Origin of the sequence: Rouxiella chamberiensis (assembly GCF_026967475.1) — a bacterium.
Taxonomy (GTDB): Bacteria; Pseudomonadota; Gammaproteobacteria; order Enterobacterales; family Enterobacteriaceae; genus Rouxiella; species Rouxiella chamberiensis.
Genome location: NZ_CP114058.1, coordinates 1,620,417 through 1,633,232 on the forward strand (window position 1 = coordinate 1,620,417; position 12,816 = coordinate 1,633,232).

Here is a 12,816-nt window from a genome sequence, read left to right on the forward strand (position 1 = left end):
GAATAACTATAAAATCTGTGAAAAAAGTGATGTCGGGAAAACGATTAACTGTTTTCTCTAAGGCCGAGACTTGAGAGAAAACGTTTGCAGCGCTCGGTGCCGCCGCCGGAAAAAATATGCGCAGGCGAACCCTGATCCACAATGATGCCGCCGTCCATCAACACCACTTTGTTGGCCACTTTTCTGGCGAATTCCATTTCGTGGGTGACGATAATCATGGTTGTGCCCGCCGCCGCCAGCTCCCGCATGACATCCAGCACTTCGTTGACCAGTTCGGGGTCGAGCGCGCTGGTCGGTTCGTCAAACAGCATGACTTCGGGATCCATCGCCAACGCGCGGGCAATCGCTACCCGCTGTTTCTGTCCACCCGATAATTGCGAGGGATAATGATGAATGCGGTCGGCCAGCCCGACGCGGGCCAGCAACTTTTTACCCAGCTCCGTGACTTCCGCGCGCTTTTTGCGGCCAACGATACAGGGTCCGGCCAGAACATTTTCAAGCACGGTATAGTGTGGAAACAGATGAAAACCCTGAAAGACCATGCCGAAATAACGCCGCTGGCGATCCAGCACTTTTGTGGGCGCGCGAATACATTTCTCCCCGCGCATTTCGGTCCCCAACACTTCCCCTTTGAAGGTAATGGTTCCCGAATTAATCAGTTCGAGCATATTGATACAGCGCAGCAGCGTGCTTTTCCCGGAACCCGAGGGTCCGATAATCGCGACCACATCGCCTTTATAGAGCGAGAAATCCACGGCATCGAGCGCTGTAAATGCGCCGAAATTCTTGGTAATGGCGCGCATGTCGAGCAGGGGTTGCGTCTCTTTATTGAGTTGCAGTGCCGTCACATTGTTATTCATCGTTTCGCTCCCTTGCTGAAATGCCATTCGAGTAAACTCTGTACGCCCATCGCAATGCTGGTTAAAAACAGATACCAGATGCAGGCCACGGTCAGCAGTGGAATCGTTTCAAAGTTGGTGGAGTAAATAAGCTGGACGGTGGTCAGCAACTCCACATAACCAATGACGGTCACGAGCGAAGTGCTTTTAAACATGGTGATAAGTTCATTGGCAAGCGGCGGAATAATTACCCGCAGCGCCTGGGGCATGACCACATGAAACATCATCTGGAAATCACTCATGCCAATGGCTTTCGAGGCTTCACGCTGTCCCGGCTCAATCGCCATAATACCGCCGCGAAATATCTCGGCGCTGTATCCGCCCAGATAAAGCGCAAGCCCTATCACGGCCGCGCTAAACCGCGAAATTAAAGTGGTAGTGTCGATATCAAATAAATTCCCGCCAAGAACGGGCAGCGGTAAATAAATACGTGGAACAATGGCAGAAACGAAAAACAGAAACAGCAGCATCGCAATAGGCGGAATGGCGCGAATGGTCCAGATATAAATATAGGCAAATCCCTTTAATACCGGATTACTCGACATACGGCAGGCCATAATAATTAGCCCGAGACAGAGTCCCAGCGCACTGGCACAGGCGGTCAGAATAAGAGTATTTTCCAGTCCTGATATAACGCGTTTACTGAAAAGATAATGGGCAACGATATCCCACTTCCAGCGTGGATTATCAATGACCAATTCAATAAAAAGAACGGCAACAACGATGAGCAGCGAATACCACAGCCAATCACTTCTTTTAGGGCGAGGATGAATAATGAGTACGGCAGATTTTTCTTTTCGGCTTTTATTTAGCGGTTCATCCGTTTTAAGCGCTAATTCCGATGTCTCGGGAGTGTCGTCATTTTTATAAATATCTTGTAGGTCAAATTTCACACGCATTTCCTCATGGACAGTTTTGAAAACTCTCTGGACAGCTAGCGTTGGTCATTGTGAAACTACGGCAAACCTAAATTTTTCCCCTCACGGGCCTGCGTTCAGGGGTTGGGAAGAGCAGCAAGTGATTCGACTATAAAAAAGCCGCTTCATTACATCCAATAAAATTTTGGATGTTTAAACCAAACAAATGTAATACCCTCGAATCTTCATACGGAATGCTTATTTGTTAGCCAGTGCGCGTAATCTCCCCTTAACCCAAACTCGCCAGCCGGAGTCTCGACGTGTCTAAACTCAGTGCAAAACAAATGGATGCCTTTGTCGCCGTCATGACACATGGCTCCATTACCGCAGCGGCGCATCATATGAATGTGTCGCAACCCGCTATCAGCAGAATGCTGGAAAGATTCGAGCAAGAGGCTGGATTCGTTGCCTTTGAACGCCGAAAGGGCAAGTTGAATCCGACCCCTGAAGCGGGGATGTTTTTCAACGAAGTCACGCGGGTGTATCGGGGATTAAACTACCTTAATGAAATTGCCAAGGAGATTGGTGAATCGCGACGGGGTTATTTGCGGATAGGCGTTTTTCCTGCGTTTTCGGAAGGCTGGATAGCGCAGCGTGTCGGCCGGTATATCGTGGGCCGTAAACACTTGCAGACATCAGTAATTCCTATGGCTTCGGATAATATTGCCGACGCGGTTTCACGACAATCTATCGATATCGGCATTTCTTTACGGCATACCACTCGTGAGGGATTGGTATGTGAGGAGATTGCCGGAGGAGAACTGGTGTGTATATTGCCGAAGGGGCATAGATTACGGGATCACGACTTTATCAAACCCGAAAACGTCTACGGTGAAGATTTCATTACCATGGTTTCATCGGATATCGATTACAAACTTATCGACGAAACTTTTGCTACGCGGGGCATTTCTCGCCGCATTTGTGCCGAAAGTACCTGGGCATCGACAATATGCCACATGGTGTCTCAGAATATTGGTATGGCGATTATGATGCGCGATACCGCGGAAGAATATGCTCATCTTGGCTATCATATTGTGCCGTTTGAACATCAGACGCGGTATCGCGTTTATCTGGTCAGTTCGAGCGAAAGGCCTTTGTCCGCCGTGGCCAAAGGCTTTCGCGATATCCTGATGGCGGATTTCGAACGGGCAGTCAGTTAAGCTGTTTCAGCCTTCACTGACAGACCGCGTCGCGGATAGGCGTAGTGCCTCCGCGCAGTTCCACTGCTTGCCAATCGATGAGTCGGCATCGATAGCGGCCACGACCACCAGCGCGACGTCCTCACGGGTGACTTCCCCCTGCCCGCATGTTCCGACAAGGTCACCATGCCGGTTGCCGGAGAGTTGGTCAGCGGGCCGGGACGAATAATCGTCCATTCAAGACCGCTCGCGCGCAGCGAGATATCGGCATCGCGCTTCGCCTCTATATACGCCTTCCATACCGGATCGGTGTCAGGTTTCAGCGGGTCATCCGCGCCAATCGCCGAGATCTGGACAAAGCGTGATACGCCCGCCAGCTTCGCGGCGTCGGCCAGCAGCACAGAACCGGCATAGTCGACGGTGTGTTTGCGCTCGGCGGTGGAACCCGCACCGGCACCGGCGGCGAACACTACGGCATCAACGCCCTGCAATCCGGTTGCCAGCTGTTCGGCGGTGGCGCTTTCGATATCCATCAGCACCGTTTCCGCACCCAGTTTGCGCAGTGTCGGGATTTGCTCCTCCTTGCGCGCGATACCCAGCGCCTCGTGTCCCTGCGCCCGTAAATGCTTGATAAGCAACTTTCCTATTTGACCGTGTGCGCCAACAATTGCGACCTTCGCCATAACTCCTCCTTTCGACTTCAGTAAAATTATCGGGTAATCCTTGCAGACTCACCGTTAGGACTAACTGTAGCACATTGGCTTTTTTGCCCCACCATCAGGGCACATTATGCGCGCCACGGCAAAACGCCCTCGGGCAGACGACGGGCAAACAGCGATGCCAACAGCATAAACAGCAGCACGACCAGAATCATCAGACAGCCTACTGCCGCCGCCAGTGTCGAAGACCCGCCTTCATCAAGGAAAATGACCATCGGGCCGAGGGTTTGCGTGCTCGAGGTGACAAGCAGAATCGACACCTGAATCTCGTTCAGGGCGGTGAGAAACACCAGTATCGCCCCCGCCATGGCCGAAGGCGCGGCCAGCGGCATCAGGATGGTCCACATCCGGCGCATAAAACCGGCTCCCGCAATCTGCGCGGCTTCATCGAGCGAGCGTTCGATTTGCGCGAATCCGGCGAGCGTCGGGCGCAGTACCAGCGCAAGGAAATTCGACAGATAGGCTGCCAGAATGATCCACACCGTGCCGTAAATGCTGACATTAATCAGCGGCAGCGGTTTCAGGAAAAACAGAATGGCGGCAATGCCGGTGACGATGCCCGGCAGCGCATAGGCCAACTCCGTCGACATCTGCAACAGGCTCACCAGCCGACTGCGCTGCCAGCTCAGGAAATAGGCCAGAAACAGCGAGGCAAAGGTCAATAGGATAGCCGCCATCAGGGTCAGACCCAGACTGGTGAAAAACGCCTGATGAATCGCCGGATACTGCCAAAGCGCATTGAGATAATTAGTGAAGGTCAGCGTCTGCCAATTCAGCGTCTGGCCGAATCCCGTGGTCAGCGACGTGGTCACCAGTGCAGACAGCGGTAGCAGGAGTGTGACGGCAATCCACAGCCAGGCGGTGGCTTCGAGCGGCCAACGCCACGCGCCGGGCGGTTGCTGAAGCGACTTCGGCGACCCCGTTACCCGCACGTCTTTGCTGCCGCCCAGCGCGCGACTCACCGCCAGACCGCCAAAGGTTATTACCGCAATTAAAAGAGAAAGCACGGCCATATCCGGCAGCGCCGATGGGCCGCTGCTGTTGAGGCGCTGGTACACCAGCGTTATCAGCGTCGGCACACGGCCCGGAATGCCCAGCATGGCCTGAATTCCGAAATTACCGGCGGCGGCGACGAAGGCAAGTGCGGCACCGGCAAAAATCGCCGGGCGAGCCAACGGCAAAATTACCGTCAATAGCACCCGCAACGGCGAGGCACCGGTGATCCGCGCGGCTTCCACCAGTTCGGCCGGCAACCGGCGCAGTCCTGCGCGCACGGTAAGAAACACCAGCGGCGCATTGTGCATGCCGAGCAGCAAAATAATGCCGGTTGCGCAATAGAGCGGCTGCGAGTCAGGCGATGAGAATGAAACCCCGAACAGGCTGCCAAGCGCCCTCATCCCCGAGAGAATCGGACTTGAGGGTGACAGCGCCTGCACCCACGCCAGCGCAATGACCTGCGGCGGGATCATCAGCGGCAGAATAAAGGTAAACACCCACAGCGATTTACCGCGCAGAGGGGTCAGCGCCACCAGCAGCGCCGCCAGCGTTCCGGCCAGCATCGACAAGGCGGTCGCGGCCACCGCTATCTTCAGCGTATTGAGGGTGGCTTGCCACACTTTCTGCGTACCGACCAAATGCCCCAGACGATTGAGATCCAGCACGCCGTCGGGCGCAACGGCGGCCCAGACCAATCGGCCAAGAGGCGCGATGGACAGTACGCCAATCATCAGCGCCAGCAGCCATAACACCGCCCGCTCGCCGCGCCATGCCGAAAGCCGCCGGAAGGTTGCCGTGCGCGTTATCTCGCTCATCACGCTCATGGATTATCCACCAAAGATCCGGGTAAATTTGTCTCTCACCTGTTTGTCGTCATCAACGGCCTTGTCGGCATCCAGGGTCAACAGCTTGATGTTGCCGATAGCCTCGAATCCTTCAGGCGGGGCGAGACTCGCGTCGATGGGCCGATTGCCCTGCTTCACCACCAGCGCCTGCCCCTGTTTCGACAGCAGGAAATTCACGAAGGCTTTGGCGGCGGGCACATTGTGCGAGGACGAAAGAATGGCGACCGGTTCGGTGACAAAAGAGACGCCTTCTTTCGGATAAACCAGGTCGATGGGTGATCCTTTCTTCTTGGCCGCGATAATATCGGCATCGGTAATGACGCCATATTTATCCAGTCCGCTGGCGACGGCCTTCAATGCCGGACCGTTGCCGCCTTCGGGGGTAATGTCGTTGGCCGCCAGTTGCTGATAGAAATTCCAGCCGATCGCAGGGGTATTGATAGCCGTGTGCAGATTGTAGAGCGCTGCGCCGGAATAGAGCGGACTAGGCACGGCGACCTGACCTTTGTTGTCGGGTGAGGTCAGTGCCTGCCATGATTCAACCGGTTTGGCGTTTTTGGTGTTGTAGCCAATGACGGTGGCGATAATTTTGGTGCCGAACCAGGTTTTATCCTTGTCGTAAAAGTTTGAATCAAGATTGCCGACCGGCGCGTCGGGATAGGCCATCAGTTTGCCCTCCTTCTTCAGCGCTCCCAGGTTTATCGAGTCTGCGACCAGCAAGACATCGGCCTTCACATCACCCGCCATCATTTCCGTATGCAGCACATTCATCAGTTGCGTCGTGCCGTTGCGCGACCACTCAACCTGAATGGATGGATAAGCGGCTTTAAAGGCGTCAATGGTTTGCTGGGCGATTTCCGGCGCCTGCGAGGTGTAAACGACCAGCTTGCCGCCTGGCGTCTGTTCGGCGAAAGTCGGCGTTGCCCCCATCAACACACTGACACACAGCAGTGCCAAGGCAGAGGCTTTGAGGTTTTTTTTAGAGTAGGCATGATTGATACGCATCGTCTTTCCTTGATAATTGAGAAATTTATGACTCGCCGTCGGGAATAATCCAGCCATCGTCGAGGGTTAGCCGCAGCACATCGCCGAGGTTGCAGCCCGAGGCGTCTGCAAGATACAACGAGAGCAACGCGTCTTGCCCCAGAAGCTCGAGTTCGAGCTGGCTGTAGGCGCCACGATAGGTCACACGTTTCAGGGTGGCGGTAAATCCGGGTTCATCGTCGCCGGCAAGACGCAGGGAGGCGGCATGCAGGCAGAGTTTGCCGTGTGGCCGTGTGCGTTGATGAGGACTCGCCCGCAGGCAATAATCGACGCCCTGCACCTTCACGTTGGCTCTGCCGTCGCCGCACGGGCGAATGTCCTGCACGGCAATTACGCGGCCATCGTCAATAAATTTGGCCACCATTTCGTTGGCAGGTTCACGGTACAGGGTTTGCGGGGTGGCGAACTGCATCACTTTGCCTGCATCCATCACCACGACGCGGTCGGCCATCGCCATCGCCTCATGCTGATCGTGTGTAATATAGAGAAGCGTCGCGCCGGTCTGGCGATGAAACTGGGCAAATTCCGCCTCCATCGCCGCGCGAAGATGCACGTCGAGGTTAGCCAGAGGTTCATCCAGCAGGACCACTTTCGGCTCGGCGACCAGACAGCGGGCCAAAGCAACGCGTTGACGCTGGCCTCCCGACAAGTCTGCCGGACGTCGGCCTTCCAGCCCCTGCAACCCGACCTGCATCAGCGCATTGGCGGTCCGCTGGCGGCGTTCGCCAATCTTCACGCCCTGTACTTTCAGGCTGTAGGCCACGTTCTCTTCCACCGACATGTGCGGCCAGAGCGCATAGTTTTGAAAGACAATCGCCAGCTGCCGCTGCTCCGGCGGCATATGATAGTCGGGGGAAGAGACCAGGTGACCGTCGAGGGAGAGCGTACCGTGGTCAAGGGTTTCAAAACCGGCAAGGGCGCGCAGCAAGGTCGTTTTACCACAGCCTGAAGGCCCCAGAATCGCGACAAATTCGCCGTGGCGAATAGTCAACGACACATCGTCCAACACGGTCTGCTTTCCAAAAGACTTTCGTAGATGGGCAATTTCAATGGCAGACATCAATAATGCATCCCGCTAAAAATCGGCTGAATCCAGCCCATGAATGATTGAGGCAACGGGATAAAACTAGCGGGCATGAATGACGTTTTTATGAAGCGAAAGTGACAGCAGGATGAAGGTGGAATGACGAAGAGACGACGTAGAAACGCAAGACCCGCCGCAGACCGGGCTGCGGCGGTGGGGAATTATTTACCGTTTTGCGTGCCGAGATAACGATAGACCACGGCGAGATCGCTGTCGCCATAACCTTCATCGACGGCTTTCTGCCAGGTATGGCTGATGTTTTGCATGACAGGTAACTGACGGGAACCGCTGGCGTTCAGCGCAAGATTGATATCTTTAAGCGCCCAGGTCAGCTGCATCTGCGGCTCGTAGTGGCCGGTTTTAAACATCTCCATCTTGCCTTTGATATAAGGTACGGCAAGCGGACCGCCGTCCAGCACATTCCACAGTTCATCGGTGGTAAAGCCCAGCTCTTCGGCAAGCTGCGAGCTTTCGGCAATGCCTTCGACCATTGAAATCAGCCACGCATTCACCACCAGTTTCATTTTCGAGGCCCGGCCCGCCTCACCCAGCCATTTAACGCCTTTCGAAATCGCGGCAAACACGGGTTCTACCGCAGCACCCGCCTCACGATCGCCGCTGGCGAGCACGACAATCTGCGCCTGTTCCGCCGGCGCTTTGGTGCCGGACACCGGCGCATCGAAGAATACAACATCCGGGCGCTGGTCTTTAAGCAGCGCGATAAGCTTGTCGGTGGCCTCGACGCCGATGGTGCCCATCTGCACGACAATGCCGCCCTGCTTCAGTCCGGCAAGCAGGCCGTCATGACCGGTAAACACGGAGTCGGTGGTCTGCCCGTCGGCCAGCATCGAGATGACTACGTCAACGCCTTCTACCGTTTCGCGGGGGTTTTGCCTGCGACCGCGCCGGCCTTGACCAGATCCTCACCCTTGGACGCGGTGCGATTCCAGACTCGCGTGGTGAAGCCTTTTTGACAAGATTGGCGGCAAACGCGTGCCCCATTGCCCCTAATCCCAGTACTGCCACAGTCGGTTGCTGACTCATTGTTACTCCTTGAATTTCATTGGCATGATTTCTGAAAGGCTAGCAGGAATAGACACAATGAGAATTGTTTTTTGATTTCAAAATACGAATAGCCCGTTGAGCAAGCGATAAATGCTTCTTAAAACCGAATTTACACGTTTCGGTTTCGCCACAGGCCGGTTTCTCGTATTCTGACGGGAATTTTTCAGCTAGTGGTCAGCAAGACTCAGGAGTTAGCGTGATAGGAAAGACGGGTAAAATTGTTTTGGGCGTCATGGTTTGCGTGGTATTTGCGATGGTGGTGCTGACGTTGGGTATGACGTATATCTATCCCACGTGGATGCAGCGCACTACCCCTGAAGCCTGTGCCGCCTTGACCCCGCAGAATGCGATGGATCTGGTCACCCGCGATTTTATGCAGAATAAACTGCCTAACTGGGGCAACGACAAAGACAATCTCGGGACTCAGGTGCCAAGCCTGTCGTTTATTTCCGATAACGTCAAAGACAACAAAGGCACCTTTGAGGTTCCGTTTACCGCGCGCGGGCCTGCCGGTACGCTCAAATATGCCGCGCACCTTAACTGCACCAATAAATACATCAAATACGACACGGTCGACCAATAATCGATTTCCGCACGCCGTCATGAACGCGGCGTGCGCCTTCCTGCTCTCTCTTGTTCTCCTTTTTGCCTGCGTTGCTCGTCAGGAGCCCTCTCTGCCTGCACTTTATATAACTAAAAAAACATTGATATAGCCCAATCGATAATTAGAATGCAACGCGTTATCATTTGCATTTTCAGACGGGACTATTTTGCGCAACTCACTTAACAATAAAAACAGCCATGCTTTACCTCTGCTTTCTGCTTCTCACCGGTCGAAATATTTCAAACCGAGCCTGATGGCGCTGGCTTTCATGCAGTGCTCTCCTCTGATGGCGGCGGGCAATACGGCTGAAGACGCGGGTTCGGTGATGACGATTACCGCCGATGACGCCGCTTATCCGCCTGTCGATTACAGCGCCTCGCAAAGCACCACCGCCTCGAAAACTGACACCCCACTGATTGAAACGCCGCAATCGGTCAGCGTAGTGACGCAGTCGATGATACAAGACTATCAGGTGAATTCTCTGGATGACGCGATGAAATTCGTCAGCGGCGTCACGCAGGGAAACACTCTGGGCGGCACTGAAGACGGTTTCGTCAAACGCGGTTTTGGCGCAAACAGCGATGGTTCCATTCTGCTTGATGGCGTGCGCAGCAATCAGGGGTTGGCGTTTGACTCGACGGTGGATCACGTTGAAGTCCTGAAAGGCTCGGCGTCGCTGCTTTACGGCATTCAAAATCCGGGTGGCGTTATCAATATGATTAGCAAGAAACCGCAGTATGAATGGAATACGCGCGTCAGTGGGCGCACGGGCGGTTCCGGCGGCGGCGCAGGTACACTCGACATTACCGGACCGCTGGGTCATGGCTTTGCCTTTCGCATGATAGCCGAGCGCCAGTCAGACGACTATTGGCGTAACTTCGGTAAAAATCAGCACACGTTGCTGGCGCCCTCCTTGAGCTGGTTCGGTGAGAAAGCCAGTTTCAATATCAGCTATGAAGAGTTCAAATACGACGTGCCTTACGACAGAGGGACGGCTTTCATCAACGGCAAACCCCTGAACATTCCGTATGAGCGCCGCCTGGACGAACTCGCCAACCATGCCTGGGGTAAGAACAAGCGCCTGAATACCACCTGGGAATATGAGCTGTCCCCAGACTGGAAGACACGCTTTACCTACGCCTGGATGCAGCGCCGCTACGACAGTAACGAAGTTCGCGCGACCGCCATCAATACCACCACAGGCGCCGTCTCGCGCCGTGCCGATGCCAATCGCGGGTTCAATCATCAAACCACTCTGACTTCGTGGGACTGGATTGGCGAACCGCAGATTTTGGGCATGACACACGATCTGCTGCTCGGCGCTGAATACGAAAAGGTCGAAACCTACAAGCAATATTCGTATCGCGGCAAGGTCAACGCGAATTTCAACATGTATAACCCGGTGTATGGCGAAACGCCCGTCACCAACAGTTCGACCTATCTTGATAGCAGCAGCAACATGCGTTCTACGCTGTACAACCATTCGCTCTATGCCAAGGACAGCATTCATTTCGACGATCACTGGATTGGCGTCATTGCCGGTCGCTATCAGCATTACAACCAAAAGAGTTCCTACGGTTTCGTTACGCCGACCGAATCGCAAAACGATACCCAGAGCAAGTTCCTGCCGCAGATTGGTCTGGTTTATAAGCTGAATGAGGCATTGTCGTTCTATGGTAATTTCAGCAAATCGTTTACGCCGTCAACCGACGTCGACGATGACGGCAATACCGCGCTTCCAGAGCTGGGAACCACCTATGAAATCGGCAGTAAATGGCAGGTCACGCCACGGCTGGATGCGACGATGGCGTTCTACCGAATCGATGAAAAAGATATGTCGGTATTCATCAACGGCGTGACGCGTAATATTCCAAAGGCGCGCTCCAGCGGCATTGAACTGGAGATGAACGGCGAAATCGCTCGCGACTGGAACCTGAGCGCCAACTATGCCTATGACAAAACCGAAATAGTCAGCGATGACGTCTCTTCGAGCAATATAGGCAATCGACTGGTCAATGCGCCAACCCATATGGGCAGCCTGTATTTCAGCCATACCTTGCGCTGGGTTCCGGTCGAAGGTGATTTCCGTCTGGGCGGCGGTGCGCGCTATGTCGGTTCCCGCGCGGGCGATCCTGAAAACAGCTTTACCATGCCCGCCTACACGGTGGCGGATGCGTTTATCAGCTGGGACAACAAATTGCTGGGCAAGCACACTCGCCTGCAGTTGAACATTAATAATATCTTTAACAAGGAGTACTACACCTCAAGCGCCGGCAACCTGCGCGTCGAAGAGGGCGAAACGCGCAATCTGGTGTTGTCGGCGAGCGTCGATTTCTAAATCGCCAGCCCCCTGCTGCCAGACGTTCGGCAGCAGGGTAGTTAGTGCGTGGCTTTGGCCGGTAGCCGACTCCAGTAGGTGCCGGTCAGCGGGAAAGGCATAAACTGCCGATACATGTCCGCCAGCGTTTTTTGCGGATCAAGCGACGCAAACAACGCCGGATGCAGCGCCTTGGCAAAGACCTCGACATCCAGTAAATGGAAGGGACTCAGGTAAAAGGTGTGCCACAAACTGTAGGCGTTGCCGTCCTGCACCGCGTGAAGCGTCGAAAGCACAGGTTGCTGCGCCATCAGCGTTTTAAAACTCTCGCGCGCCCGTTCCGCGTCGACCAGTGGACCCAGCTGCAAATCGTCGGGCTTCTCCGGCCCCGACATGCCGGTCGTGATATAGACATCCGGATTGGCAACAATCACCGATTCCGGATTCATCTCCCCGTAAACGGCTTTAAAAGCGCCTTTGGCAATATTGTCGCCACCGGCAAATTCGAGCAGATCCGCCAGATTGCCGTGAGCCACCGTGGTACAGCAACCCTCGCGCCTGCCAAGATGCAGTTGCAGCATCACGGTCGGCTTCTTGCCGTGATAATTTGCAAGCGTCGTGCGCACATACTCCATATGCTGTTGATAAAAATCGATAAAACGCGCGGCTTTCTGCTGCGTGTTCAGCACTTCACCTAACAGCCGCAGACTCGGTACCGTGTTGTGCAGTTGATCGACACGGAGATCGACATAAATAAAGGGCACACCGGCATTTTGTAGTTGCTGTTCCACAGTGCCCAGCGAGTCTGTCTTTTTGGCGTAACGCGGCAAAATCACCAGATCGGGATGCAGCGCGAGAATTTTCTCTGCGCTCATCTGGTTGAAGCTGTTGTTGCCGAGTTGCGGGATTGAGGCCGCGCGCGGGAAGGCTTTCACATAAAGCTGCCAGTTCTGGGGATCATAATGCGCCATGTCGCCCGGCCAGGCCACCACGTGCTCGGTGGGATCCCCGTCTTCTATCAAGGCGAGACTGTACAACATGCGGCTTTCGCCGAGCACGATGCGCTGCGGCTGGTCCGGAACCTCGACTTTGCGCTGATAGATATCGACTACCGTCTTGGCCATGACCGGCGTCGCCACCGCGCCGCCAATGGCCATTGCCACCGCTACTGCCCACCTGGATAAACG

The 12,816-nt window shown here is 54.8% G+C and carries 10 protein-coding genes and 1 pseudogene; 3 read left to right on the forward strand and 8 right to left on the reverse strand.

Going from position 1 to position 12,816, the window contains the following annotated elements:
- Window positions 1-44: 44 nt before the first annotated feature.
- Window positions 45-860 carry an amino acid ABC transporter ATP-binding protein gene (locus O1V66_RS07590; RefSeq protein ID WP_082051001.1) on the reverse strand — a complete coding sequence of 272 codons (816 nt, stop codon included), beginning with the start codon at window positions 858-860 and terminating at the stop codon, window positions 45-47.
- Window positions 857-1,792: an amino acid ABC transporter permease gene (locus O1V66_RS07595; RefSeq protein WP_206540491.1), complete on the reverse strand. Its 936-nt coding sequence runs from the start codon at window positions 1,790-1,792 to the stop codon at window positions 857-859. Before O1V66_RS07595 ends, O1V66_RS07590 begins: the two co-directional genes overlap by 4 nt.
- A gap of 284 nt (window positions 1,793-2,076) precedes the next feature.
- On the opposite strand from O1V66_RS07595, the gene O1V66_RS07600 reads away from it, so the two are divergent.
- Complete coding sequence (locus O1V66_RS07600; RefSeq protein ID WP_045047763.1) at window positions 2,077-2,976, forward strand: LysR substrate-binding domain-containing protein; 900 nt, start codon at window positions 2,077-2,079, stop codon at window positions 2,974-2,976.
- Here the strand turns inward: O1V66_RS07600 and O1V66_RS07605 are convergent.
- The 5 genes and pseudogenes from O1V66_RS07605 to O1V66_RS07625 form a co-directional block, all read right to left on the reverse strand.
- Window positions 2,973-3,638 (reverse strand): SDR family oxidoreductase, encoded by a 666-nt coding sequence (locus tag O1V66_RS07605; RefSeq protein ID WP_269128242.1) that lies wholly within the window; start codon window positions 3,636-3,638, stop codon window positions 2,973-2,975. The genes O1V66_RS07600 and O1V66_RS07605 overlap by 4 nt on opposite strands.
- A 104-nt stretch (window positions 3,639-3,742) precedes the next feature.
- Window positions 3,743-5,494, reverse strand: coding sequence for an ABC transporter permease (locus O1V66_RS07610; RefSeq protein WP_045047761.1), 1,752 nt, complete (start codon window positions 5,492-5,494; stop codon window positions 3,743-3,745).
- Window positions 5,495-5,497: 3 nt separating this feature from the next.
- On the reverse strand, window positions 5,498-6,445 hold the full coding sequence (locus tag O1V66_RS07615) for an ABC transporter substrate-binding protein (RefSeq protein WP_045048195.1): 948 nt from the start codon (window positions 6,443-6,445) through the stop codon (window positions 5,498-5,500).
- Window positions 6,446-6,545: 100 nt separating this feature from the next.
- On the reverse strand, window positions 6,546-7,619 hold the full coding sequence (locus O1V66_RS07620; protein ID WP_045047760.1) for an ABC transporter ATP-binding protein: 1,074 nt from the start codon (window positions 7,617-7,619) through the stop codon (window positions 6,546-6,548).
- A 185-nt stretch (window positions 7,620-7,804) separates the two neighbouring features.
- Window positions 7,805-8,687: pseudogene (locus tag O1V66_RS07625) on the reverse strand (NAD(P)-dependent oxidoreductase).
- Between the two features lie 217 nt (window positions 8,688-8,904).
- Here O1V66_RS07625 and O1V66_RS07630 point away from each other — a divergent pair.
- Complete coding sequence (locus tag O1V66_RS07630) at window positions 8,905-9,291, forward strand: YebF family protein (RefSeq protein WP_206540490.1); 387 nt, start codon at window positions 8,905-8,907, stop codon at window positions 9,289-9,291.
- Between the two features lie 307 nt (window positions 9,292-9,598).
- A complete protein-coding gene (locus tag O1V66_RS07635) occupies window positions 9,599-11,650 on the forward strand; it encodes a TonB-dependent siderophore receptor (RefSeq protein ID WP_152623628.1) in 2,052 nt (683 codons plus the stop codon).
- Window positions 11,651-11,691: 41 nt separating this feature from the next.
- On the opposite strand, the gene O1V66_RS07640 is transcribed toward O1V66_RS07635, so the two are convergent.
- The gene (locus O1V66_RS07640; RefSeq protein WP_269128338.1) at window positions 11,692-12,786 is read right to left on the reverse strand and encodes an ABC transporter substrate-binding protein; all 1,095 of its coding nucleotides are present in this window, start codon (window positions 12,784-12,786) and stop codon (window positions 11,692-11,694) included.
- Window positions 12,787-12,816: the final 30 nt, after the last annotated feature.

Coding starts and splice junctions, on each gene's coding strand:
- O1V66_RS07590 (WP_082051001.1), bottom strand. CDS start 860: ATGAATAACAATGTGACGGCACTGCAACTCAATAAAGAGACGCAACCC.
- O1V66_RS07605 (WP_269128242.1), bottom strand. CDS start 3,638: ATGGCGAAGGTCGCAATTGTTGGCGCACACGGTCAAATAGGAAAGTTG.
- O1V66_RS07610 (WP_045047761.1), bottom strand. CDS start 5,494: ATGAGCGTGATGAGCGAGATAACGCGCACGGCAACCTTCCGGCGGCTT.
- O1V66_RS07615 (WP_045048195.1), bottom strand. CDS start 6,445: ATGGGGGCAACGCCGACTTTCGCCGAACAGACGCCAGGCGGCAAGCTG.
- O1V66_RS07620 (WP_045047760.1), bottom strand. CDS start 7,619: ATGTCTGCCATTGAAATTGCCCATCTACGAAAGTCTTTTGGAAAGCAG.
- O1V66_RS07635 (WP_152623628.1), top strand. CDS start 9,599: ATGGCGGCGGGCAATACGGCTGAAGACGCGGGTTCGGTGATGACGATT.
- O1V66_RS07640 (WP_269128338.1), bottom strand. CDS start 12,786: ATGGCCATTGGCGGCGCGGTGGCGACGCCGGTCATGGCCAAGACGGTA.